At 58.3% G+C, this 24,834-nt stretch carries 19 protein-coding genes, 1 tRNA gene and 5 pseudogenes; 17 read left to right on the forward strand and 8 right to left on the reverse strand.

Features of this window, described 5'->3' with window-relative positions; genetic code table 11:
• Positions 1–809: 809 nt before the first annotated feature.
• From OKW26_RS23315 to OKW26_RS23325, 3 genes are all read left to right on the forward strand, one after another.
• Positions 810–2,087 (forward strand): NAD(P)/FAD-dependent oxidoreductase, encoded by a 1,278-nt coding sequence (locus tag OKW26_RS23315; RefSeq protein ID WP_429355373.1) that lies wholly within the window; start codon positions 810–812, stop codon positions 2,085–2,087.
• Positions 2,088–3,009: 922 nt separating this feature from the next.
• Complete coding sequence (locus OKW26_RS23320; RefSeq protein ID WP_429355374.1) at positions 3,010–3,507, forward strand: hypothetical protein; 498 nt, start codon at positions 3,010–3,012, stop codon at positions 3,505–3,507.
• Entirely contained in the window at positions 3,476–4,198 is a 723-nt protein-coding gene (locus tag OKW26_RS23325; protein ID WP_429355375.1) for an EAL domain-containing protein, read from the forward strand. The genes OKW26_RS23320 and OKW26_RS23325 overlap by 32 nt, the downstream gene beginning before the upstream one ends.
• Positions 4,199–5,172: 974 nt before the next feature.
• Here the strand turns inward: OKW26_RS23325 and OKW26_RS23330 are convergent.
• Together OKW26_RS23330 and OKW26_RS23335 are read right to left on the reverse strand one after the other, a co-directional pair.
• Positions 5,173–6,459, reverse strand: coding sequence for a tyrosine-type recombinase/integrase (locus tag OKW26_RS23330; protein WP_429355376.1), 1,287 nt, complete (start codon positions 6,457–6,459; stop codon positions 5,173–5,175).
• 164 nt (positions 6,460–6,623) lie between these two features.
• Positions 6,624–6,710: transfer RNA gene (locus tag OKW26_RS23335), tRNA-Leu, on the reverse strand.
• A 177-nt stretch (positions 6,711–6,887) separates the two neighbouring features.
• Here OKW26_RS23335 and OKW26_RS23340 point away from each other — a divergent pair.
• On the forward strand, positions 6,888–8,030 hold the full coding sequence (locus tag OKW26_RS23340; RefSeq protein WP_429355377.1) for an ISNCY family transposase: 1,143 nt from the start codon (positions 6,888–6,890) through the stop codon (positions 8,028–8,030).
• A 1,110-nt stretch (positions 8,031–9,140) separates the two neighbouring features.
• On the opposite strand, the gene OKW26_RS23345 is transcribed toward OKW26_RS23340, so the two are convergent.
• Together OKW26_RS23345 and OKW26_RS23350 are read right to left on the reverse strand one after the other, a co-directional pair.
• Positions 9,141–9,314, reverse strand: coding sequence for a hypothetical protein (locus tag OKW26_RS23345; protein ID WP_184062866.1), 174 nt, complete (start codon positions 9,312–9,314; stop codon positions 9,141–9,143).
• A gap of 173 nt (positions 9,315–9,487) precedes the next feature.
• Positions 9,488–9,955, reverse strand: a complete 468-nt coding sequence (locus tag OKW26_RS23350) for a hypothetical protein (RefSeq protein ID WP_429355378.1) — start codon at positions 9,953–9,955, stop codon at positions 9,488–9,490.
• On the opposite strand from OKW26_RS23350, the gene OKW26_RS23355 reads away from it, so the two are divergent.
• From OKW26_RS23355 to OKW26_RS23365, 3 genes and pseudogenes are all read left to right on the forward strand, one after another.
• Complete coding sequence (locus tag OKW26_RS23355; protein WP_429355379.1) at positions 9,930–10,988, forward strand: porin; 1,059 nt, start codon at positions 9,930–9,932, stop codon at positions 10,986–10,988. The genes OKW26_RS23350 and OKW26_RS23355 overlap by 26 nt on opposite strands.
• 312 nt (positions 10,989–11,300) lie before the next feature.
• Positions 11,301–11,966: a GntR family transcriptional regulator gene (locus OKW26_RS23360; RefSeq protein WP_184062864.1), complete on the forward strand. Its 666-nt coding sequence runs from the start codon at positions 11,301–11,303 to the stop codon at positions 11,964–11,966.
• Positions 11,967–12,235: 269 nt separating this feature from the next.
• Positions 12,236–12,463, forward strand: a pseudogene (locus OKW26_RS23365) (transposase domain-containing protein); the annotation flags it as partial.
• A gap of 224 nt (positions 12,464–12,687) precedes the next feature.
• Here the strand turns inward: OKW26_RS23365 and OKW26_RS23370 are convergent.
• Positions 12,688–12,948, reverse strand: coding sequence for a hypothetical protein (locus tag OKW26_RS23370; RefSeq protein WP_260321315.1), 261 nt, complete (start codon positions 12,946–12,948; stop codon positions 12,688–12,690).
• Between the two features lie 227 nt (positions 12,949–13,175).
• A pseudogene (locus OKW26_RS23375) lies at positions 13,176–14,155 on the reverse strand (IS110 family transposase); the annotation flags it as partial.
• A gap of 697 nt (positions 14,156–14,852) precedes the next feature.
• Between OKW26_RS23375 and OKW26_RS23380 the strand changes: the two are divergent.
• The 3 genes from OKW26_RS23380 (at position 14,853) to OKW26_RS23390 (ending at position 15,897) form a co-directional block, all read left to right on the forward strand.
• Positions 14,853–15,173, forward strand: coding sequence for a hypothetical protein (locus tag OKW26_RS23380; protein ID WP_429355380.1), 321 nt, complete (start codon positions 14,853–14,855; stop codon positions 15,171–15,173).
• A gap of 14 nt (positions 15,174–15,187) precedes the next feature.
• On the forward strand, positions 15,188–15,325 hold the full coding sequence (locus OKW26_RS23385; RefSeq protein WP_429355381.1) for a hypothetical protein: 138 nt from the start codon (positions 15,188–15,190) through the stop codon (positions 15,323–15,325).
• A gap of 323 nt (positions 15,326–15,648) precedes the next feature.
• Positions 15,649–15,897, forward strand: coding sequence for a hypothetical protein (locus tag OKW26_RS23390; RefSeq protein WP_429355382.1), 249 nt, complete (start codon positions 15,649–15,651; stop codon positions 15,895–15,897).
• Positions 15,898–16,096: 199 nt separating this feature from the next.
• Here OKW26_RS23390 and OKW26_RS23395 read toward each other — a convergent pair.
• Positions 16,097–16,823, reverse strand: a pseudogene (locus OKW26_RS23395) (IS6 family transposase).
• 43 nt (positions 16,824–16,866) lie between these two features.
• On the opposite strand from OKW26_RS23395, the pseudogene OKW26_RS23400 reads away from it, so the two are divergent.
• The 3 genes and pseudogenes from OKW26_RS23400 to OKW26_RS23410 all read left to right on the forward strand — a co-directional run.
• Positions 16,867–17,028, forward strand: a pseudogene (locus OKW26_RS23400) (ABC transporter substrate-binding protein); the annotation flags it as partial.
• 676 nt (positions 17,029–17,704) lie between these two features.
• Positions 17,705–17,911: a hypothetical protein gene (locus tag OKW26_RS23405; RefSeq protein ID WP_429355383.1), complete on the forward strand. Its 207-nt coding sequence runs from the start codon at positions 17,705–17,707 to the stop codon at positions 17,909–17,911.
• A 61-nt stretch (positions 17,912–17,972) separates the two neighbouring features.
• Positions 17,973–18,401 carry an IclR family transcriptional regulator domain-containing protein gene (locus OKW26_RS23410; protein WP_429355384.1) on the forward strand — a complete coding sequence of 143 codons (429 nt, stop codon included), beginning with the start codon at positions 17,973–17,975 and terminating at the stop codon, positions 18,399–18,401.
• A 489-nt stretch (positions 18,402–18,890) separates the two neighbouring features.
• Here the strand turns inward: OKW26_RS23410 and OKW26_RS23415 are convergent.
• Positions 18,891–19,112: pseudogene (locus OKW26_RS23415) on the reverse strand (DDE-type integrase/transposase/recombinase); the annotation flags it as partial.
• A 380-nt stretch (positions 19,113–19,492) separates the two neighbouring features.
• Here OKW26_RS23415 and OKW26_RS23420 point away from each other — a divergent pair.
• The 4 genes from OKW26_RS23420 to OKW26_RS23435 all read left to right on the forward strand — a co-directional run bounded on the left by OKW26_RS23420 (position 19,493) and on the right by OKW26_RS23435 (position 24,405).
• Entirely contained in the window at positions 19,493–19,753 is a 261-nt protein-coding gene (locus tag OKW26_RS23420) for a hypothetical protein (RefSeq protein ID WP_429355385.1), read from the forward strand.
• 532 nt (positions 19,754–20,285) lie between these two features.
• Complete coding sequence (locus OKW26_RS23425; RefSeq protein WP_429355386.1) at positions 20,286–21,473, forward strand: porin; 1,188 nt, start codon at positions 20,286–20,288, stop codon at positions 21,471–21,473.
• A gap of 454 nt (positions 21,474–21,927) precedes the next feature.
• Entirely contained in the window at positions 21,928–22,467 is a 540-nt protein-coding gene (locus OKW26_RS23430; protein WP_429355387.1) for a MarR family winged helix-turn-helix transcriptional regulator, read from the forward strand.
• Positions 22,468–22,839: 372 nt separating this feature from the next.
• Complete coding sequence (locus tag OKW26_RS23435; protein WP_429355388.1) at positions 22,840–24,405, forward strand: methyl-accepting chemotaxis protein; 1,566 nt, start codon at positions 22,840–22,842, stop codon at positions 24,403–24,405.
• Positions 24,406–24,834: the final 429 nt, after the last annotated feature.

Consider the following 24,834-nt stretch of genomic DNA (forward strand, 5'->3'; position numbering starts at 1 on the left):
GAAAAGTACGTGTGGATGTTTAGCATATCGAGGTGAATATGAAGCCGTCCGAAAATCCTGCTCACGAACTGCCCACATCCGCACCGATTCGGCTTGCCGGGCGGGAGGCCTGTGACAGTAAGTGTGACGCGTGCAACGCGAATTTCGACGGTCAGAGAAAGAGGGAAGATCGTCCACGTTCGTGCCAGCGGTCGATGCCCACGCGAATCGACGCGCCAGCGGAGCCTGCCGGATCGGTCGGGGAGCTCTGCGTCGTCGCAACGATCGTGAGTGGACGCTTTCTGTGAACACTTGGGCGGCGAGCAGTTCAGACGATTCAGCGGTCACTCATCCTGAACAGGATGTGGCGCGTTCGGGAAGATGAACGTCTGAGAAAACGCATTTTTTTTGCGTTAATCCGAGGGGCGGTCTGGCTATTCGCGATTATCGGCCATCTATTGCTCACAGTGGCTGTTGCAACGGAAATGTGCAAAGCTCGATTTCTGGCACTAACCGCCCAAGTCACCTCGGGAAATCTACGGGCGGACGGCGCCGCATCCAGTGGGCTCGCGTTGTAGTAGCAATATTCCGAAGTCGTGAACTTGCGCTGCGGGACAAGAATGTGCGGGATTAGCATGTATCGCAGATATTGAGCCGACGGTGCAAGCGTGGCACGCAAGCGCGATGCTAGATGCGGGTTCTGGCTTTCGGCCCGCCGACCGCCGATTTGTTTAACCATCACCGGCCCTCGACATCGGCTAAGCGGAATTGTCTCGAGGAAGCCGGACATTTCGTTACCGCGGTTTTTTGTGACGGCATGGAGTCTCAAGTTGGATGCAATCGTCGTTGGAGCGGGAGTCATAGGGATCACCGCGGCATTGGAACTTCAACAGCGTGGGTTGAAGGTCATGCTGCTGGACCAGCAGTCTGTCGCGCAGGGCTGCAACTTTGTCAGTGCGGGCGTGATCTACCCAGGCGCATTCCCGTCCAGCACGTACTATCGCATTCCCGAGCTTCCCGCCGCTTTCTTCAAGGCTAGTTCGTCTGCCGCCCTCGATTGGCGATCAGCTCCAGGCCTGCTTTCGTGGTGTGTTCAATACGCGAGAGCAACGCGGTCGGACATCGTCTGGCATGGCACGGACCTACTTCATGAACTCTGTCGGGACTCACTTCGTTCTCTCGAACTGCTGCTTGGCTCGGACCTGCCGCCCCTCAGCAGATGCGGTCACCTGGCGGTTCATCTCTCCTCTTGCGAAGTCGATCGGGCAACATGTCTGAACTCGATTCGCACGTCGCTCGGCGCGGCTGTCAGGATAGTGTCTGGCGGAGAACTGGCCGCGTTAGAGCCTGCGATTTGCCGTCTCGCGCTTGGGCCAAGTGCGGCCGGAGCTACCTTCCTGGCAGGGGCGGCTCACGTGACAGATACCGCTGCGTTTGTTGCCAGTCTTGCGGACGTATTTGTCCAACGCGGCGGGCTCCTGTGCTTCGACAGGGTACAGGGCCTTAATAGCGCAGGATGCGGAAAGGTCGCCGTGAAGTGTGCCCGGGGAGACTACTCACCCGGAACCGTTGTTCTCGCGACCGGCGCACACTCGAACCGGCTTCTGGCAGATTGCGATCATCGCATTCCGCTAGTTGCCGAAACCGGGTACCACATCGAGTTGGACGTCGAGCCCGGATTTATCAGTAGGCCTGTTTCGCTATCAGGCCTTGGCGTGATTCTGACGCCGAGTGAACGCGGAGCCAGGATTTCCGGCCTCAGTCACTTCGGGCTGCCAGGTTTCCGAGCGCGGCCCGACCTGCTGTTATCCGCGCTGGATCGCGTGCGCAAATCCCTGCCGGGTCTCAGAGCTCGACCAGGATTCGAGGTACGCAGCGGTGAGCGCCCCAGTACACCGGACTCCTTGCCGGTCATCGAGCGCGTTCCAGGCCATCGTTCCATCTTTGTGTCCACCGGGCACGGGCATCTGGGCCTCACGCTGGCTGCCGTCTCGTCGGGCATCCTTGCGGATCTGGTGACGAATGGCTCATCGAGCTATGAAAGCGAACTCAGCTCCCAAAGGTTCAGCAGAAGTACTAACAGCGAGGCAGTTTTGCGAGCGGCATAAACGGCAGAAGAGCATGTTTGCCGACAATGTCACGGCGAGTGACGAAACGGCGGAACTCGCGCAGCGGATACGCGGTGATCGCATCAAAGCGTTGAATCGATTTGCGGGGCGCCGGCGGGATTCAACATGCCGAATGCGGGAGCGCCGCAATCCATGATTGACAGCTGGCAAGGCACAGCTGGAAAGAGAGCGTCACATCTGCGAGATCCGTACGATCGCCGCACTGAGGTTGAAACAGGATGGAGAAAGTCATGGCAAGCGTAGGAAGGTCGTTGAGAAATATGGTTCAGGATTGGCTGGCACCCGATCCCAAACGAGGGTTTAGAGTCAGTCACGTCGGACGATCCGGACACGGGCGCTACGTTTGTGTCGTCGCAGACAATGGGGCGGGCTCAAGGGCAATGTTCTTTTTTCGCCACCGTGACGGGTCATGGTGCATCTTCCCGCCACAGCCAGAAAGACCCGCCATGCAGGTTGCGGGGCATTGTGTTGAACACGAAAGCGTAAATCAATAGGCCGACGGAGCTGTTGCCCGGACTATGCTCCGCTTCCTTTATCGTTGCCTCCTTGGAAGGATGCAATGGTTAAACCGATACCCGATGATGTCTTGTGGTCACTAATTCAACTATCTTTGCCGCCGATCAAGCGGCAGCGCGCTTGATAACCCGGATGTGTGCACCTTTGTGCTGCGGCGCAGTGCTAAAGAACCTTCTGGCCGTGCACGTCTCGAAGTGATTCGAGGAGCACTGAGCGGTAGAACAGCCTGCGTGCACGAGCTTGCCTTCCGTCACGCATCGCGGCCTACGGTGCCGCGATGAGCAATCGCCTTCGGCTCGTCCGCCGGCCAACGGAGGTCAGATCGCTTTCGATAGCGGAGGAGGAAAATGTGCAGGGCACATGCGAGGCAGCGAACGAAAGTCCGGTGTCCGAGAGCACCGCACGCAGGAACCCACTGTGCATCGTGGCGTCAATCCGTAACCTCGCGCACATTGAAAGCGCTTACGGCACCGCAACCGCGCTGACCGTCAGGCATGTTGTATACGGACGCGCTCGCGATTTCTGTACGCGGGAGTCGGGCATCATGACGCGCAGCGGAGAGCAGATTGTCGTTCTGATTGACCGTGCTGTTCCTGAAGACCTGGCGAACGCTCACGCAGTTTGCAGCGACCATAGCATCGTCGATGCGGTCGTCGCGGCGCTGGGCGACGCGCCGGTGTTCACGTCGATGGGCCCGATCCGCGCAGCCATCGGTGCATCGATCCCGACCTGCGACGGCACACCGTTCGACCCCGAAAAAGAAGCATCCGCAGAGATGCGCATGGGCACCAGAAAGTGGCGGACCCGATACGCGCGGGACATGGAAATTGCCGGGGAACTGCTAGGTCGCGTTGGAACGCGACGAGTTGTGCTTCCGCTATGAGAAGGTCTGCAGCGCGACCGGTACGGAGAGCGTCAGCTATTGGGAGGCGTTGTTGTGCAGGACCGCAGATGGCGTACCGGTCAGTGTAGGCAAATGGATTCCCGCTCTCGAACGGCTCGGACTGGTGGGCCGCCTCGACAGATGGGTCGTGACGACCGTGATCGATACGCTGCGTGCGCATCCGGGCATGTCGCTAGGCTGTAACGTGTCGATTCAGAGTGCAGCGCTCGGCGGCTGGCGGTCGACGGTCATCGAAACCCTTGCCGGGGAGCCTCAGGTCGCGGCACGGCTCGTCATCGAGTTGACGGAAAGCGCGCCGCTGACCGACATCGACGCAGTTGCGGGCTTCGTCCGGGCGCTGCAACAGCTCGGATGTCGCGTCGCTCTCGATGACATCGGTGCAGGCTACAGTTCCGTGAGGAGTCTTATGGAACTGGGTGTGGACATTGCAAAAGTCGATGGTGGATATCTGCATCAGGCCCGCTCGAACGGGTGCGCACGAGTACATCTGGGTGCGCTGATCCGTCTGGCGCGAACATGCGCTTCGCATGTGGTGGTCGAACGTGTCGAGGACGAAGAAGACCTGCACGTATCCCGGGCCTGTGGCGCGCATTGGGTTCAGGGATATCTCTTCGAGCCCATCTTCGCCGCCGGTTTGGCACAATCCGCGTCTGAGCCCGAACGGGACTGATGCGCGAGATGGAAGGTCCTGCGGGAGAAAGGAGAAGTCATGAGCGACATCTATCAGTACAAACCTGGAAGTGGCGTGCCGGTCGTCACACAGCCCATCCCTGGCACGCGGACCTGCAGGCCCGCCAGCAATTTTCTTCTTCCGCGACAATGACCGCGCTTGATGCGTCTTCCCGCCTGAGTCCGAACCTCCGTGATGGAGTGTTTCCCGCAAGTGCAGCGCGATAGAGGATCGACCCGGCCATCAAAGCCGGGCAAGTCCGGGATTGAGTGGAGTACAGAAATGTTTGAGAAATCGAAGCCGCTAACGCCCGAGTACGCCCGCGAGCTGGAAGTATGGACGTGCGCCTAGTACGACGAAGCCGTTGCAGCGAATTTCGTGCGCCCGCCGTATCACCCTGACGCGACGATCATCAAACGTCTCCAGGGCTACTTCCACGCCGGCCTGGCGCCGGCTGAAGCCGCAGTGGCATGCTTCGGAAGGAATCACTGAACGGTGTCGTCATCGCGTCCCCGCTGGGCAAGGATGGTCCTGCGGAAGGCAGACAACGATCCGCGGAATGCCCAGCCCGTTACACGCGTGTACTAACCACTGGAATCGGGCAACAACTTTCAGCGAAGGTGCGCGTCTGTTGGTGTACCGAAGGCGGCGCTTTGGCACCTGAACGAAGGAAACCATCGACGCGAAGCCCTCGGGCGGCTGTGGGGCGGCGCCGCCGCCGCATTCCAGACAGAATGTTTTTTTGTTGATACCTATGCGTGGTTCGGGAGGAGGGCACGACGTTGAACATGATCGAAGTCGCCCGGCGTGTCAAGGTTGAAGTGTGCTATGCGTTGACGCCTGCCCGCTACGCACTGTCCCACATTACTGGGCGCACGGATCGCCGACAACCGGCAGCTCTTGCATTCTGTAAAAGCTCCCGTCGTTGTCATCGGATCGAGTGGATAACGTTGAAGCAACGTACCGCGGCTTCATCAGGCTGCGATTTCGTCGTTGTCGAGCGATTGCGAAGATGTAGATGGCGATTGCACGGGTTTCTGGTTGACCCGTTGGGCAAATGACTGCTGCTGGGCAGGTTGCATGCCGGTCTTCAGCACATCAAGGTAGTCAGCGTACCACTGGATCATCGCGCGACGTTGCACCAGATACTTGGCGTGGTTGTAGTCGCCGGCAATGCCTTCCTCTAGATGAGCTAGTTGCGTTTCGACGTGATCCTTTATCCAGCCGTGCTCGCGAAGAAGGGTGCTCGCGGTATGGCGTGTGCCGTGACCGACCATACGGCCCTTGTAGCCAATCTTCGAAAACACGAGGTTGATGGTGTTCTCGCTGATGACTTCGTGCTTCGTGCCGATGCCGGGGAAGACGTACTGGTGACGGCCCGTCAGCTCCATGAGCTCGCGCAGTGCCTTGACTAGTTGCGATGGAAGCGGAGTGACGTGGCTGCGCCGCATTTTCATTTTTTCAGCGGAGATCGTCCACAGGGCGCCGTCGAGATCGATCTCGGTCCATTCGGCATAGCGGACCATACCCGGCCGGCTTGCCGTCCAGATTGTCATCCAGACCGCGACGTATGCGATGAGGCGGCTCTTTGATTTTTCAAGCGCCCGCAGGAAGTCGGGCAGCTCCGGTTCGAGCAGGTGAGGATAAGGCTTAGCCTTTGGGGCGGCCTTCGCAATGACCTTGAGTTCCGACGCCGGGTTGAATTCGCACTTGCCGCGTGCGATGGCCTGACTGAAGATTTCGCGTAACCACCCGCGGGCCTTTTTCGAGACGTTGAGTGCGTCGCGCTTTTCGAAGCGTTCCTGGACGCGGGCGCAGTCAGCACGCGTGATGTTTGCCAGCTTGATCGAACCGAGCTCCGGCAGGATGTCCTTGTCGAGGTACGTCCGAATCTTGTCGAGCGTTGACGCCGACCGACCCGCATCCTGTTTGCTCTTGTACCAGAGTTCAGCGGCTGCCCTGAACGTGCCGTCGTCGCTGGTATCCGCCCGCTGCCGGTCTATCCGTCGTTTTGCGCGAGGATCGGCACCGTCGGCGACGAGTGTCCGGTAGGCCGCTGCTTGTTGCCTCGCTTTCTGAAGCGTGACGTCGGGGTAGCGTCCCAACGAGATGCGCGGTTGCTTGCCGTGCAGGCGGTAACGGAAGTGCCAGAATTTGTTGCCCTCGGGCGTGACCCAAAGGACGAGACCGTCGCCATCGGCCACACCGTAAGGCTTTGGCTGGGGACGGGCTGCTTCGACTTCGCGGACTGTGAGCGGCATGGTGAGTACATTGAGCGATCTCGAACTTTCAATGTACTCAAAAACGTACTCATCTGCACGTGGCTTGCCGTATCCCGGCTTGGACGGCAATAAACAAAAAACCCCGCAAATTCAATGATTTACGGGGTCTTCTGGACTTCTTTGTACTACGCTAAACAGCCTTGTGGTGCCCAGGAGAGGACTCGAACCTCCACGGTGTTGCCACCGCTAGGACCTGAACCTAGTGCGTCTACCAATTCCGCCACCTGGGCACGTCTTCAAGCTAGACCGCTATTTTAGCAAGATGATTAAGTTTGTCAATTCCTGCTTCAAACAAATGTTAGGAGCAAATCAATTGTCCGGTTCTGTAGCACGTAATGTGTCCGGTTTTTGGGTGCGGTATGGAACCACCCGTAAGCCGGGCACGCTGGTTACAGGAAACCCGGAAGATGAGATTCGAAGAGGTGTACACGGACTGGCAGGATCGGCGACTTACGCAGGCGGAAGCGGCGCGCCTGCTGGGGGTTTGCGAGCGCACGCTGCGGCGACAGATTGATCGCTACGAGGCGGACGGACTGCAGGGGATGATCGACAAACGGCTTGACCAGATATCGCATCGTCGGGCGCCCGTCGATGAGGTAGTCAAGCTCGTGGAGCTCTACCGGCGCGACTACCCCGGCTGGAACGTTCGACATTTCCATGGCTGGTACCGGCGTGAGCATGGCGGCCAGCGCAGCTACACGTGGGTCAAGAACCAGTTGCAGCAGGCCGGTGAAGTCAAGCGGGCCAAGGCGCGTGGCAAGCACCGCAAGAAGCGCGAGCGAGCGCCGCTGGCGGGCATGCTGATACATCAGGATGCGAGCCGTCACGAGTGGGTTAGCGGGCACGACTGGGATCTGGTGGTGACAATGGACGATGCGACGGGCGAACACCTGTCGATGTTCTTCTGCGACGAGGAAGGCACGGCGTCGAGTTTCCACGGCGTGGGCCAGACAATCGCGCAGCACGGCCTGTTCTGTGCGCTGTACACCGATCGCGGCAGCCACTATTTCCATACGCCTGAAGCTGGCGGCAAGGTCGACCGAAACAACCCGACGCAGTTCGGCCGGGCGCTGGCGCAGCTGGGCATCGAGCACATCGCGGCGTACTCACCCGAGGCGCGCGGGCGTTCGGAGCGGGCCTTCGGCACGCACCAGGAGCGGCTGCCACGCGAGCTCGCCAAAGCCGGCATCACCAGCATGCAGCAGGCCAATGTGTATCTGGAACAGGTCTATCTTCCCCGCCACAACGCCGAGTTCGCGGTATCTGCAGCCGAGTCAGGCAGCGCCTTCGTGCCGTACATCGGCAATGGCCTGGCCGACATCCTGTGCGAGCACCACGAGCGCACCGTGAACAACGACAACTGTGTGAGCTTCGAGGGGCTGCCACTGCAGATCCCGGCCGGTGGTTCGAGGCCCCATTACGTCAAGCGGCGGGTGCGTGTGCATCGCTGCGTGGACGGCTCGCTTGCCGTGTTTTACGGTCCGCGCTGTCTGGGACGTTATGATGCCGCGGGCACACTGCAGGTTGACCCGGTTCAGCAGGCCGCCTGAGGGTTCGCCAGACGGCCGCGTGGGCGGCAAACCGGCTTCGGGCTATGCCCTGCGCCGCTTTGCCGCCCACGCAGGAAAGCGGACAAATCATTTGCTATAAAACCGGACAGTTCTATTTGCTCCCAACATTCCTGCTTCAAACAAACTTGCTTTTCTCGTCCGCTCGGTTGAACGCGCAGCGAAGTAATGCAATCGCTACTGAACCACCGTCCTGCTGATCCGGCAATCGAAACACAAACAACGATTTCGACTACCAGGCCTTACAAAAAAAGAGAGCCGCCAAAAGGCGGCTCTACTTTTGAATCTGGTGCCAGGAGAGGACTCGAATGTGAAGTTCAAGTGCTTGATTTTAAATTAAAAAAATTGTTGATTTATGGCGTATATACGCACCTGTATACGCAAAAATGTTGGATCCCACAGGACGCTATTCCGTGCCGGATGGCTCCGCACGCCGCGACGGCGAACAGACTCTTCAGATCGGGGAGATTTGTTCCTTTCATGGGGTGCAGGTGGTCGGAGGTTCAAATCCTCTCGCCCCGACCAATAGATATAAGGCTCTCATGGCTTCGGCTGTGAGAGCCTTTTTCGTTTGGGGCGATTTTGCCCCCACGTTTGCCCCCACAGGACGGACGGCTCTCGCGGGAACAAAGCGGAATTTTGGGTCGCGTCGAGGGGCCGGCCGCGTTCGCTGCTCACGAGATTGAGACTCGTATATCAATGCGCGAACTGTGCTCGCGACAACCTGTTTACTGGTAACGCAGCCCCATTTCTGACGGCTTGGGGGCTGCCAGCGGTCCAACTGTAGGGCGGCGGAGCAGCAGTTCATTCGCTTAGGAAAACCAGGAATGCGCGTTGGATACTAGTACGGCCTATCGATAACAGCCTGGGGGAATCTCTATGAGCGGATGCGATTGCAGCTTATGCGTCGAAAAGGACACTGCAAGGTGGTGGATCGCTGCTCAGATCGAAACATCGATTAGGCTCCTATAGGTTTATCACTCCGCAGAGCGCAGCGCTGTTCGATCACTCCCTCTCCGCCAGAAACGGCGGCAAACCCCGCAGAGTCTGGGCCTAACCGCATTTTGTTTTTGCGCGATCCACACAACGACATCAAGTCATAGCCGGATTCTGGCGGACCTTCTTGTATGTCGGTCCAATGCATGGACCGAACTTATGTCCGGTCGCCGACAAGACGTTGATGACGTGTGCTTTATTAGCCACCATCGTCAACTCCAACGCAGCGACGATGCCGTACAACTCGCCCTTAATGTTGACGTCGACCATGCGATCGCACTCCCCTACGTGCAAGCGGTCAAGCGTCGAGCGAGCGAGGCGTGAGTTTCGTATAGTTGAGCATGACATTGACGCGGGCATGCGTCTTGATGGCGTGGTCCACGAGGTGTTAAGCCTAGTGGTGGTGGGGTTGTCGTCCCTCAACCTCACGGAGTGGCTTGTCTTTAGTCTTCGTCGTACTGCGCGATCCCGGCCAACGGTTGCGCAGAGGATGCGGGCGGCATTTCTCGTCGCATGGAATTCAACGCCAAGGCGCCCGCCGTTGAGCAAGTGACCGACGCCGCACCCGCCAAGAATCCTGGCCCAATTCCCGCATGTCCGGTCAGCAAGCCAAGAAGCGGCTTGTCACGCCAAGCGTCGTGTCGAAGAACGAGGTGGACGCACCATCGCAGCGCCATTGCTCGCGGCGGCGCGCCACGCACGGCCTCGACGCCGAAACCCGCATAGACGAGCGCATAGCTGATCGCCGTCAATGCCGCCGTGCGATGGCGATTGAAAGCAAGTATCGGCACGGAGTTGCGGCGACAGACTGAAATCGACACCAGAAGGATTTCGCAAGGAATGAAAGGTACCTGCAACCCAGAGATCAAAAGACAGGAGACGGAAGTGCACAAAAGAATTGCTGGATGCATGCTGGGTGTCTTGCTGCCATGCGTAGCGCACGCTCAGTCGAGCGTCACGCTTTACGGCGTTGCTGACGTGTTTTACGGTTACTTCAAGAACTCCGCCACAAGCGTGAGCAGCCTCAATTCGGGCGGACTGGGCGGATCACGATGGGGCATTCGCGCCAAGGAGGATCTTGGCGGCGGCGTGACTGCAATTGCAGTTCTTGAAAGCGGCTTCAACATTAACAATGGAACGCTCGGGCAGGGCGGTCGGGAGTTTGGCCGCCAGGCGTATGTCGGCATCGACAGCCAGTGGGGAACGCTCATCGGGGGGCGCTTGCAGACGGCAGGCTACGTATGGGGCACGACGTTCGACCCGATCTTGATGTCTGCAGGATCGGTCCTGGGGTCAATGACCGGCGAGGAACCGCGACCGTGGATCTTCAACCCGCTGCAGGATCCCGCCCGCCAGGACAATGCGCTGCAATACAGCTCGCCCACTTGGCATGGCCTCAGCGCGACCCTGGGCTACTCGTTTGGCTCAAACCAGGGCGCCGCCGCGAATACGAAGTATCAGATCGGCACGCTGTGGTATACGAATGGCGGTCTGGTCGCCAGCTACGGACTGGGCCGCAGTCTCACCGTGGCGCCAGGTGGCGACGCCAATACACTGGAACATGCGTTTGGCGTCAAATACCGGTTCGACTGGCTTTCCCTCTACGGCACGTATCAGTTGCGGCGAAACAATCCTGGATTTACCGACAAGGCATGGCAAGCGGGCTTCACGGTGCCGACAGGGGCCGTGGGTATGTTCGGCTTTGCGTACGGCGGGCTGAGCGACGAGAACCAGGTCCGCTCGCAAAACTGGAGCGTGCGCTCATTCGCAGTCAGCTATACCTATTATCTTTCGAAGACCACTTCGCTCTATGGCTTCTATAAGAAGCTCTGGAATCGCGGAGTCGCGAAGCAGACCATCTTCCCACCCGGCGGCTTGCCCGCGCCCACCGCGTACGATGAACATGTGTCCGCTATCGGCATCGGCATGCAGATGCGGTTCTGAACCCCGTTGGGAAATGCGGAACTCGTCATCGGGCATTCGGCTATAGCCGTGCCCTCGAGAGCCCGGGCGACCTCGACATCGATGCGATGCGCAACTGCATTGGTGCATCGTTTGCGGTCATGCGCAGTGGGCGATCAAGCTTCGTTGACGAGCGAGGCTTGATGTACTCCCGCCTCGTGGCACCACGGTCCTCGGCCGGTAATAAATAAATGTAGCGCCCCCGGGCGGCCCAATCAGGAAGGGCTCGGACGCCTTGCGCCGTCGACAATCAGGATATAATTTCGGATTGAATACAACTCTTGGGCGGTCATCGTGACAATTACAGAACTTGATGGGGTCGACTTCCCGTCCCAGATCGCGTCGGAGATGCGCAAACTGATCAATCGCGGAACACTCGCGCCGGGCTTGCAACTTCGCCAGTCCGATCTGGCCGAACGTTTTGGCATCAGTCGCGTGCCAGTGCGCGAAGCGCTCAAGCTTCTGGCAGCTGAGGGCATCATCGAACACGACCCGAATCGTGGGTTTTTCGTGGCACCCTTGTCCAGTGACGAGGCACGTCAACTCTATCGGATGCGCCATCTGCTTGAATCCGAGTTGCTCGCCACCATTGTCTGGCCCAACCCGCCCCAGTTGAAGAGCCTCAAGGCGATGGTGGCCGAGCTCAACCAGTTACTGGCAAGCGGCTCGCGCGACGCCTGGATTGAGCGCCACCGGGCGTTTCACGACGCGATCTTCGATCTGTCAGAAAACAAGATCCTAAAGCGTGAAGCTTTGCGGCTGATGCGCCTGACCGATCGGTATCGCTCGTTGGCGGCGGACATCACGCGCCAAGGTACGCACCTCGACGCGCGAATCGAGGAACAGCTTCTCAAGGCATTGTCGGCGAAAGATCGCAAACTGCTCCTGAGCACCTACGACAAGGGCCGCGCCATCGTGCTCCAAGGCTTGATGGCGGTTTTGGCTGCGCGCGGCGTTTAGGAATGTTCATTAAGGGGCCGCCGGGATCAGGCTGGTCCGCGGCGCGCCCGTTTCGCTGCTTCTAGAACCGCAACTGCATTCCGGCAGCGGGGACCGACTGGATCTTGCCCGCCGCCGCGGTGCCAATTTCGGCAGGGTAAGCGCCGTTCGTAGGTAAGCGGTAAGCCATGGGCGTTATAGATCTCGCGTAGAGGCGATCGCACAATGCTCTTCGTTCAATTCGATCAGGAGCAGGCGATGACGGCATCAGCTAGAGAAGAGCAATCGGAAACGGGATGTTCTGCTGGACCGAACTCGGTGCCAGGCAGATCGGTATCGCGCAAAGCCTCCTCGTGACGTGCAAGCTACACGACATCGATCCCTACGATTATCTGGTCGACGTGCTGCAGCGCGTGGGCCAGCATCCGGCATCGCGCGTGCATGAACTCACGCCGCGGATGTGGAAATCGCTCTTCGCCGGCGATCCGCTGCGCTCGCCCTTGCATCAGATCGCCTGACATCGCAAGGACGTCGGTGAATTGCCGATTACGTTCGTACGCTGAAACACACCGGCCAGGTGGACTGCAGTGGTTTTTGGATAGCGCGTGGGTGAGCTGGACCGCCGCTTGGTTGATTGCGACATTCTTCAAAAAGGCATTGTCGTTCCGAATCGGTGTGGGCTGCACCAAGATTCCATGCCGGGGCGAAGTCAGCTTGACCGCATTGGACATGCGCTTGCCGCTCACACGGTCCCAGTTGATCGCCCCAGGCCCGTGGGCACGCCGTTGTTGATGATGGGCGGGTACGGGCCGACTGCGGCCACCGCGCCGATCTGCGCGGGACCCGCGACACAGAGCAGGTCGGCGCCGTAGCTTCCGGTGCGAAAGTTCAGCATGCCTCGTGCTGCTCCCGTTGCGGGATCAATGCCGCCGATCAGAAAGTAGTCGAAGGCAAAATCATTCTGTCGCCCCAACCGGAAAAAGCCCAGCCCTGTCTGGCGCATCCCGACCGAAGCGGAGTTTTCGAATAGCGCCCCGCGCGACTGCGGGTCAAGGTTGCCGGTGCTCAGGCTGATCAGGGAGTCCAGGCTGAAATTGGCGCTGAGCCCACCGCCGAGGTCCTCGTGCCGCGAAAGAAGAACTTCGTCGGAAAGATCGCAGAGTCCTGCATCTGGATCAGGCGAGAGCCATTCGCATCCCGATAGCCCGCGATGCTCTCGTCCAGAAATCCGCCGATGGTAGACGAGCCTGAGCGTCGGGTGACCGGGGCGAGGCCGGCGTAGGCGGCGAGATGCGCAGCTGAAGCGAAGGCTTTGTGGGCGACTTCCGCGAGGAGTCTGGCGGCGGTCCTGACGCCCACTCCCGGCATGCTGGTCAGGACCGGCCAAACAGGGTGCGCGTGCACCAGGCGTTCAACTTCGCTGGCAACCTCGTCGCGTTGTTTGCGCAAAGACGCGAGCTGCTGGGCCAGACGCGGCATGACGATGGTTGCTGCCTGCGTACCAGGTACGACCACAGCCTGTTCGCTGAGCGCCTGAACGATTTCGGCAGCAAGGCTTTTGCTCATGCGAGGTGCAAGTTTGGTGAGGCGGTTGGCGAGTGTTTTCTCGCTGGTCGCGGCAAGCTCGGCGGGCGACGGGTACCGCGCAAGCAGATCGAGCACGGCCGGATGGTCGAGGCGCGGCCCCAGAACCCGTTCCAGTGCGGGATGGATCTGGGTAAGCAGGCCGCGAATGCGATTGCTGGTCTATGTGATTTGCGCGGCGAGATCGCCATCGACGCCGCATAGCATGGTGAGTTCGGCAAGTTGCTCATCAGCCACTCGACGCGAGCGCAGCGTATGCGGCGTCGAGCGCGCGGCTTCTGCAATGATGGCGGCATCGCGGGCGTCGGTCTTGGCTTCGCCTGCATGCAGATCGGCGATGCGGCGCATGGCCAGACCCGGCAGATAGGCGACCAGGACGCCTTCATCACGGGCGACTGCCACGGGCAACGCGCCAATCGTGGCGGGGCTGGTCGACGACGAACAGAAGTTGGTCATACGTCTTGAGCTCGGTGATCAGGGCACGCAGTTTGGCCTCATCGTTGGGCAGCACTTTGTTGTACAGGTGCTTTCCGGTCCGATCGAGAGCGACGGCGTGATGGCGGCCATTGCCGACATCGACGCCGACGAATACGTCGACTGGAGTCATGTTGTTAGTTTTCTTGCATCGAAAACGTTGCAGGTCTCGGTATCCACGTTACGGACGGCCTCAAGATATCCTGACCGAGCCCCTATTAGCGATCACCAGCCACCCACCAGACCCGGTGACAACACCCCCGGATCATGACTGCGACTGGTGGCGGGAAAAGCAAATCTGATTGCTTCCCTCGAAGCGCGGTCTCTAAGCGCGCTCGGACGTGAAAAGCGGGGCGGGGAAACCCTCACCCAGAACGTGACGTTGAACATGCGGCCTCGGTCGTTCAGACGCCGTATGAGTCGAAGCACGTTCTCGAACCATCTCGGGTATACCCGCCAATCGCAACCCTTGTGTCTCGTGGTCATGTCGCATAATATGGTGAATACTGAATTAAATAATATTTGGCAGGTTTTACAGTCAGCCGATAGCGCAGTTTGCGTCACACCAAGCGCTGGAGTAGCGCTGGCTGTCACGGTAAATGCAAATGCTGTGGCCGGATGGCCGCGCAAATCGATCGCGAGAATTTAGATTAGGAGACTTGAATGAATTGCGCCAACGCATCACCATGGAAGTACGTCGTCATGTGGTTGCGGCTCTGCTTCCGGAGTTCATCTTTTCTACTCGGGGATCGATACATCCTGAGCGGTTGGGTGCCGGAAATCCCCGGTATCGGCGGAGCTTACGTTGCGGCGGCCACAACAATTCATATGTATTCAGCGGTCAAGTAAATGGAGTTCTTTTACGGGCTGATGCTCTTGACGAACCGGGGCGTACTGCTCGTGCTAATCCGCGAGATGCCAACCACCGTAACGATCTTCTGGCTCAACACGTACATTGTCGCCACGCCGCGCCAGCTCTTTACCGGGCCGCAGGAATTGTTTATGAACGGCGTGCTCCTGCTGGCCTACAGCGGATACATGGCGGCGGTGTTTCGACTCAAACTCGAACCGATGTGGCTTTGGGACGGCTGGAAAAGGTCTTTCCGGAGCGAACCCAACAGTTCAACAGCGAAACGTGCGCTGTCATCACCACATCAAGGCGACGCATAACCGCTGAGGCTGATATGAAGAAGGATACCTGGATAGCAGCAGGAATCTGTTTTTTGCTCACCGTGGCGGCGTATATTGGCTCGATGGGTTTGGGGTATGCCGATTACCGTCCGCTGCGCAATTTCGACTACTTCGGGTTGGGTGTGGCTTAGCTGGTCTTTGTTGCAAACCTCATACGTGACCAGCGATCGGTAAGCGCATAGAGGTATGACCCGGGGCTGATGCAGTAGCAGGCGGCTCAAGATGATGCGGCACCGACACGATACGGTTTGCCGACGACGTGGATCCGGGTCTTTTGGTTGGTCGCTCGACACGATCACCTCGACGGGCGATCATCCGCCTTTCCGTCCGAATGTGGAAATAGCACGCTTGTCGATGGTTTGCGCTGGAGCACTGGCATACGCATCGCACGGGCACCCAACATCGGCACAGTGCATCGACAGGCGCCTTTTCGCGGGACAGAGAGGATAAAGTGATGAAGACCGGAGAGCAATCTTTACGTTTCGTAGTTGAAAAGTGGCTCGGGTTGCAACCTCCAGAGAGCGCAAGGGTGACGGCACTGGGCCGTCCGCGCTCGGGCAAAGGGCGTTTCGTGTGCGTCGAGACCGTACACGGCAGCGAAAGACTCGCACTGTTCTTCTTTCGGCACGACGACGGATGCTGGAAGGTCTTTCCTCCTGCTCCGGCGTTGCCAGAGATGGCTTTGGAGCGTCTGTTTGGGTAGCCTAAATCGGGCCTGTCAGTAATTTCGTGTTCGAGGCATACGACCCCGCGTACAAGCAGGAAATTATCAAAATTCCTGCTGTACGCATAATCGAGGCAGGGCCAGTCGTCGTGGACCGTAATACAGCGGCCGCGAAGTAGGGCTCTGTCAACTTGGCGGGCACAGACTGACCTGTGTCGCTCAAGAGTAGTTATCCTTATCAAATAATTTTCTCGACTGCGGCAGAGACAGTCCAAGCATGCCATGCGGCGAAGCGTTCTCTGAGTACGGCACGATGACAGGCCGCGGTCATCCGATGTCCGGGCAACGCGAAGTGCTGCCCGATCGGGCCGAAGCATGAGAGAAATGTCTGCGTGCGACGGGATCGCGAAAGCCGCACATCTGGCGTTCGCGCCTGCGGGTCGGCTGGTGGCTGTTCTCGGCGCGGTTGTTCACGCATGCAACTGCTTCGACGAAAACGTGCTTCACATGAGCGAGCTCGGGAATCTCAGCCTTCGCCGCCGGATAGCTGCGAAGCTGGTCGATAACGATCCGGCGCCGCGCCGGGTTTGAACGCAGCAGGCGCTTGAAGAAGCGCTTTGCCGCGGCCTTCGCCGCTTTTGCACCAGCACATCGAGATCGGCGCCATGCTCGTCCACTGCACGCCACAACAGATACGGCTCGCCGCGCAGCGTCACGAACAGCTCGTCCAGATGCCAGGTGCTGCCCGGCTTGCGCCGCGCCGCTTTCGCGCACTGGGCGAATCGAGCACCGAACTTGTCGCACCAGCAACGGATCGTTTCGTACGTGACCACGACACCATGCTCGAGCATCAACTCCTCGATGTCGCGCAAGCTCAGGCTGAACCGGAAATACCAGCGAACCGCGCAACTGATGATGACCGCAGGGAAGCGGTGGCCGTGATAAGGCGATTTCGTTTCTTTCATCACTTCATTCTACCGCCGCCTCCCCACCAACCTGACAGTGCCCTTCATGGTCATCCGGCAGGCGATGGGTGTCGCCAGGAGTCGGCGCGAAATGGTTGCGAAGATGTTGCGTGAGTTCGTTGAGGACATGAAACGAAACGGTTTCGTCGCGCAAGCGCTTGAACGCCACCGTATTGCAGGTGCCTCTGTCGCGCCGCTCGAGTAAATAGCAGGGAAGGGTGTAGAAGCGCGGTCCGCTGGATGACCGTTGCGTGACGCCACTGCGGCTCGGGTGACCGTAGACGGTCACGGCTGAAGGTGAGCTGCCGTCGGCCGTCGGCCGTCGCCGTCACGTTGCCATTCGAGATGGTTACTTTCCTTTTTGGGGTGCCGCCTCTTACCACGGGCAATCAGTGTCGAAGATGAATCGAACACTTCCGACCGCATCGCCTACATGCGCGAAGCTACGTGTTGCTTGTCAAAAGGTTCTAAATAAGGATTACGTTCCGAACGCAACAGAATGCGCAGCTATGGCATTGGTAGACCACGTAGTGATTGAAGCTCCGCAGACTTTCCAGATTATTTACGCGGTAACGAAGTTTAATTTGAGCGGGTGTTCTGTGCGTTGGTACTGCTCAATCGGTTCGGAACGGGCTTGAGGTAGGAGGCCGATGCGTGATGGCATGCAGTTACCGACGATTCGTAACCATGCCCGGGCGCGGTTCTCCGACTTTGATCGTGTAAGGAAGATCGCTTAGGGTCATTGCTCGAGCGGCGTCAACTGGCCGAGCGCGCTGCGGTCAATAAGCTGTTCGGCGTACACCGTGGATGCGCGTCGCGCATCTCCCGCGTTTGCGAATGAATGCTTCTCTGGTACATGAAACGGCGCGCAGCACGATCCGGTGCTGTCGGATGCACGCTTCGATGGTATCGCCGACTTTTTCGGCGAGCGGCAGCAGTACTCCATAGTCGAAGCGGAAGCGCAATTGCCTCTGCCTGTACCCAAGAGCGACGCTGTATACGCGTCGCTGGTCAAGCGGGCGGTGAAGCTCGCAAAGAGAGCAGAACTGCGCTCGGGGTTCCAGGGTTACCTCGGCCCGGTCGACTGACACGCGCTCGCATGGCATGCATCGGCACCTCTGGCCTATGCTTCCGCTGCTCGCGCTCGCGATGGCCATGCAGGACGAGACAATCGCGAGCTTCGGCGGCCAGTCTATCTGGACGATCGACGTCATCGCCAACATCGTCAAATGCGCGGACGCGATGATAGCGATCATCTGGGTGGGGAAGGCGGACGGGCAGCGGACGGCCTTTTGCTACGATCCCGACGTGGGCCAGGCAGCACGACTTTTATGCACGTCGACCGGACACGCATGGCTCATGACGATGACCGATGAACAGGCGGCCGCGCTGGTCTTGAAACAGGGCTTCGGACAGCCGAATGAATTCGGACCCAATGCGCCGACGACGCTCAGGGCGCTGCACGGTTTTCTGCACGCTGCACGGGTCCGTGGCTATGCGATGATCGACGAGGTGTTCGCGCCGCGCATGTCGGCGGTTACCACGCCCGTGCGGCTCGCGCTGCGTTGGCGTCATTAGCCCGGCCGGTCCGAGAGGACGGCTGACCGTGGGAAAAATACACGAGTATTCGGTACTGCTGGGCGAGGCGGCCAATGAGCTAGTCCAGTTGAGCAACCTGGCGGGGGTTCCCAAGTCGGCCGCCGCTCGGCAAGGGATGAGAAAATCGGGGCTTACGCCGTCCAGCCGACGGGGCTTGCGCCCTTTGGTCGAACCGCTATCTCCGGCACGCCGTGACCGGAGTCGCGTGACACATCAGAAGCCGGGACTTTAATCGGCAAGCGCCTTCGGGCGGAAGCCGACCACTACGCAGGTCGCTGGCTTTACTGGGGAGCTTGCGGAATGTGTACCGAGAGTGACCACCCGCCTCATATCGGAATGATCCGTTGCAGCTTGAGGCAGTCAAACTGCCAGACAAACGCATCGAATGTGCTCTGGTAATCGAGGAGGATCTGGTGCAAATAGGTAGTGGATAGTGGGTCCGTTATGCCTTGAGATATGGATGCCTTATCAATTGAAAATGACGGCATTCCAGACGGAGGGGGCAGTGATGTCCTCAAGCGCAAGAGCGGACAGGTCACACTGCACCTTGCCAATGCGATGCATCAACTCGATGCCTGAAATCGTAGTCTGGGCATTTCTGAACCTCTTGAGCCCGCGCATCACATTCGTCCTGGACTTGATGTGACGATGGTCTTGCTCGATCAGGTTATTGAGGTACTTCGAGGAGCGCAACTTCGTATCCTTGGAAGCAGGCCATAGGACTTCATCTCACGCCCAGCCCGGTGCGACGCTGCATACCCATATGGCGTGGCCGTCTCCCGTGGTCGCCCTGATGCTTGACTGCCTTGGTGAAAAAGGCCTTAGCTGCTGCGACATCGCGCGGCATCACAGCACAAGGTCGTGATACGTGCGCAAGGTTATAACGCGCAACTCAATAGTCGCGAACCGCCACCATTGAATGGCAAATTGCGCCAGTTGGGGAAGCCAAGGGTTTTCACCAGAATATGGCTCATTGACATTGTAGGCCGCTATAAATACTATTTTGACTGAGGACAACGAATTCTATTGTGCCTGCTTTTAGGTGCGCGCTTCCAGTGGAAGACGTTGGCATGCGCGCCCTGCTTTCCGCCACGTATCTTCGTGACACGCGGCTCTTCGCGGTCCGCGGGGTCACGGCTGCGAGCGCGCTTCTTCTTCTTTTGTCACCGGGTCATGGTGGCGGGGCAATTACGACGGCCGAAAACGTGGCTTTGATCGCGAGGATGATACTGAAGGGCATTTCGATCGCAGGCATACAGCTTGGCGAATATCCTCTGTCGACCCATATCTATCCAACCCGTTCCGGGGATCCGGTGTGGGATAAATGGTGACTCTCTCCCATGTCGGTGCGATTAGCGCGGTATCGACCGCCGGATTGGCAATCAAGACGTCGGTTGCTGCTTACGTTTCCGTCGGGGCGGCGGTTGCGATCGGCATTATTGGTGCGCATTAGGTGGTATCAGGATGCATTAGAAAAGCGTTATCGAGATCATGCGAATCCGAAGCCGAACATGATGCTGAAGGCTGATCCGCGGACTCTCACGGAGTGACGGATTAGAAGGTGATTGATGGCCGTGGGAAGTCGGAAGACGGTGTGGTCAAGCCCATGGCTACTAGGGGTGGTCGACAACTGGGCCGACGCCGGCCCCTTTCTCTATTTGGTCGGTGCCTACGGGCAACTGGCACCGCCCCAGGCGCTCGCCATTCAAGAATTGCTTCGGGCGTCCCGCCGGGTCCCGACGTCGCATTGGATGCTGCACATCTCCAGGAGGGCAACGGACCGGCGTAACAAATTGACCTACTCGCGTTTGTAATTCAATAGCAGTCGGTTTCAGAGATCACATATAACAATCAGGAGAATGTATGAATCACCAGGGGACGTGGAGGAAACACCGGTGGGCCGCGGTGCCGCTTGCATGTGCATCAGTTTGCATGAGCGTTACGGCCGCCCGTGCGCAAAGTAGCGTCATGCTTGGAGGATTTCTTGACGAAGGTGTCGCCACCTATCGTGATTCAGGTGGGGCCCGTTTGTATCAAATGCAGGATTCCGCCATCTTTCCCACCAAGTTTTTCTTCCGCGGGAGCGAGGACATGGGAGGGGGCCTGCGCGCAAACTTCAGCCTCGACTCGATGATCAGCCTGAGCACAGGGGGACTTGATCCGCAGTCCCGCGGCGCGATGTTCGAGAACTCGTCGTGGGTCGGACTCAGTCAAGCAGGGATTGGCAGCTTCCGCCTCGGGCGCCAAAACGACTTCGCCTTCGACTACTACCTGATCGGTGGTATCGATCCGGCAACGGGCATCGCTGGCGGTATGCTCAACTTCCGGACCGGTAGCTTCGGTGCCGACCTGCTCGGCGTTTCAGGGCCGGCGCAGATTGCTGGCGCCGTCTCGGGCGGCCCGTTCGCGCCTATCACGACGAACGGCCAAATTTCTGGATTAGCGGCCATCAACTGGGATCGTGTCGGCGGCAAGCGGATGGCGAATGCCATCAAGGTTGTGTCGGAGGAATATGCCGGGCTGTCGGCTGGCGTCATGTATAGCTTCGGCGGCACAGCGGGCGACTTCAACAACGGGGCCGGAAAAAGCGCGGCGATCAGCTTCCGGAATGGTGAAACGCGTGCTGCTGTTGTTTACACTGAGCAGAACTATGCGCCGGTCAACAATGGACATAGTGGCATCGCCAACCTGCTCGCCGGAGCAAGGACGAAGTTCGGCCATTTCACTGTCTCAGGGATGTATAGCGACGCGCGCAACACCCATACGGGGGCCAAGATTTACGCCCTGGCTGGTGGCGTCGGATATGACTTCTCACCGGCTTGGAACCTCGGCGGCGCTTATACCTACGAAAATGGTAACGCGTTGCTGAAGAACGTGGTGATCAACCAGGCCGCGTTGCAGTTGACGTACACGTTGTCGAGACGCACCGCGGTCTATGCCGCCGGCGTATATCAACGCACCAACGGCGCATACGCTGCAGAAATCGGGAACATCGTGGCAAGCGGCAATATCCAGACTGTTTTCCAGCTTGGCATGATGCATCGATTCTGATGCTTCATTGAGGAACGGCAGCGATGATCATGTTTTCGTCATCGCTGTCGTGGCCTTCTTGGGTTATGCACCGGGGGCCGCAAATACTGCCATCCGTCCGTTCCAAGCGGTCGCCAAGGTTAGCGCGGCGCAATTCGAACTCAGTGCCAGCGTGCCTCGATTGATCAGTTTTGCCTTTCCGCTGCGATTTGCGTAGGAAAGTCCGCCCCGTCAAGCTCAGAAAGTGCCCCAATTTCCCCTCGTCCGAAGTAATGATAATATTCACATTTGAATGCTATAATAAAGTCCAACGTCTTCGGAAACGTTCGACCCGCGGATGAGAGCAATTCGGTGCGCCGGGCAAGCAGTAGCAGCGCAGGAGCGAATGATCAACCATAGTACGAGGTGGTTTTAGGACGTATAGAGCACGCCCAACCACTGGTTCCGACCACCTTTGCAGGAAAAGCAGCAAGAAATGAAGAGCGAGGAGGGGCTACACCTAGGTTATGAGGCGGAAGTCCCGGCTTTAAGTTGGCTCACCCGTATTGTTGAGATTGACAAAGCGATCTCCGAGTCTGCTGATCAACATTTGAAGTCATCGCTTGGGATTTCGTTTGCACAGGCGAAGGTCGTCGCATGCCTGGCTGGGCACCAATTCATGACGCAGGTTCAACTCGCGCACCGGCTGCATTTCGATATGGGGGCGCTATCCAGAATCATTCCGCGTCTCATGGATGCTGGAGTTGTAATGAGGTCTCGGCATCCAAACGACTGTCGCTGCTGGTGTGTTCAGCTTACGGGAAGCGGAGTTGCGATGGCTGCGAACATTACAGCCATTCTCGGCGCAACTGACAATAAATTGATTGGCCTCTTAACCGAGGATGAAGCCGATATTTTTATTGCGTTGCTTAAGCGCCTGCTTGCTAATTCCCCAGCCCACGGCTCAATCGATGTCTCGAGATTTGCCGTGACGGGCAGTCCAAGACCCTCCAGCGTCGTTGGCGCACCGGCGTGAACGGCAACCTCCCTTCTCCGCCCTAAAACGTGGCCAGCGGATGATCTAATCCAGCGCGTCTTTGCGTTGCCCTTTACCCACGACGTCTTCTCGCCGCCGCGGCCGCGAGCAACGGTCTGAACAAACGCCAGCATTGCGCGCCATGCACGGCTTTCGCCCAGTCGACACGACTGTCCGGATGCCGCATGCGCGGCACGCTGGTCCTGCTCGAGTTCAGAGTTTCCAGTGCGCACGCGTACAGGGCGGTTATCGATCTTGCGGGGCGCGGCTATAACGCATCAGGCCAGATTACACAATTAACGTTGTCACCTATCCATACTCATAGGGCTCATGCCGAAATACAAAGTATACAATTAATGTAGGCAATAAAACATGCTCCTGCTTCTTTGCAATCTCAAAATACGCAACCGGCTGTTTGTAAGTTTCGCAATCGTTATCGTGCTGCTATGCAGTGCCGCGGGATTTGCGCTCTTCCAGGCGCATCAGATTCAATCACATCTAATGGACATCAAACAGAATTGGATGGAGTCAGTCAAAACGATTGCGGATCTTCGTCTGGCGCTCAGTACAGATCGTCGTTCCACGCTGGGTCTTGTCTTGTCTGATACCAAGAATGCCAAAGATACCAATGCTGCGATTCGAGCCGAAGCCTTGTATCAGCTGAGAAAGAGTGTCGATCGCTATGAGAAACACGCGCGCCCGGGCGAGGATCGTCAGTATTTCGAGAACGATAAGAAAGCAATCGCTGCGTACGCGATGATCAACAAAGAACTCTACACGCTTGCAATGTCTGATAATCCGGATCTTGCTACCGAGCGTGTGCTCGCCAACACCAAGATCTTTGCTGTTTTCAAATCCACGGAGGAGACGCTCACCGCCCATATGGACTTCATTCAGAAGCAGGCAGATCAGGCTGCGGAAAAGGCCATTCATGACTATGATGTGGCCTTGATGCTGACGTTCACCGTAATATGTATCGCTATCGTTGCTACGGTATATGTCTGCAACACGGTTGCGACGTCGATCGTCTTCCCGTTGAATGACGCCGTAAAGATTGCTGAGGCAGTTGCGTCAGGGGATTTGACGTCAGAAGTCAGGGTACATTCCGATACTGAACTTGGCCAATTGATGCGCGCGCTTCGCAGCATGAATGAGAGTCTCGTGGATATCGTAAAGCAGGTCCGGTCCGGCAGTGAGGCGGTATTGACCGGCGCATCCGAAATCGCCGCGGGGAACGAGAATCTGAGCCAGCGCACCGAGGAACAGGCGGCGTCTCTCGAGCAGACGGTAGCTTCGATCCAGCAGTTGACGGCGACGGTGCAGAACAACGCGGCGAATGCCAAACAAGGCCTCGAACTCGCACAGACTACGTCCGATCTGGCAAACAGCGGTGGAGAGGTCATGAAACACGTTGTGACCACCATGAGCGGCATTGCCGATCAATCGAGGAAAGTCGCCGACATCATTGCGACTATCGAGGGCATCGCTTTTCAGACCAATATCCTAGCCCTTAACGCGGCGGTCGAAGCCGCACGTGCTGGCAACGAAGGCCGTGGCTTCGCCGTCGTGGCCCAGGAAGTCCGCACGCTGGCTCAACGCTCGGCAACGGCGGCCAAAGAGATCAAGGAATTGGTCAGCAATTCGGTCACCCGCGTTGTCCAAGGATCTCAACTGGTGAACGATGCCGGGTCCAAAATCAACGACGTGGTGAGTGAGTTCACCCGGGTCTCGACTCTGATGGAGGAGATCACCCACGCATCCGATGACGGCCACCGCGGCATCATGGAGATAAATAAGGCGATCGGCGAAATCGATACAGTGACCCAGCACAACGCAGCCTTGGTCGAAGAGGCCGCTGCTGCAGCCCGTGACGTTCATGCAGAAGCAGAGCGCCTACAGACACTGGTTACTAACTTCAAGATCGCACGCGCCATCTAAATCAGAGTCTCCAGGCACAAAAAAAGCCATCGATGAGGGATGGTTTCCTTGATATCGACGAAGACTGCGGTACTGCGGACAACTTATTGCAACAGAACCGAGAAAAAGCCTTCGATGTTAATTAACTGCATCCCAAAAGTTCGACACGGATCCAACCTTTGGGGTGTCTTTCATGGCGAAGTACGATAAGCGGTTCAAACTGAAGTTAAGCAACACGCATTTGCGCGGGGGGAGTTGGGCGGCCAGTATTGGCAGCCCGCCACGAGATCGGCTACTCGATGTTGCGTCGCTGGGTTGATGCCTATCGTTTGCACGGCGACGCAACGCTATGCCCTAAGCGCAGTCGATACGACGTTCACTTCGCGGGCCGAAGGTGCTCAGGCTCACGTCGCGTGAGGGGCTTTCCCTGCGCGAAGTCACGGCTCTGTA

The organism is Paraburkholderia sp. 32 (assembly GCF_050435345.1).
Lineage (GTDB): Bacteria > Pseudomonadota > Gammaproteobacteria > Burkholderiales > Burkholderiaceae > Paraburkholderia > Paraburkholderia tuberum.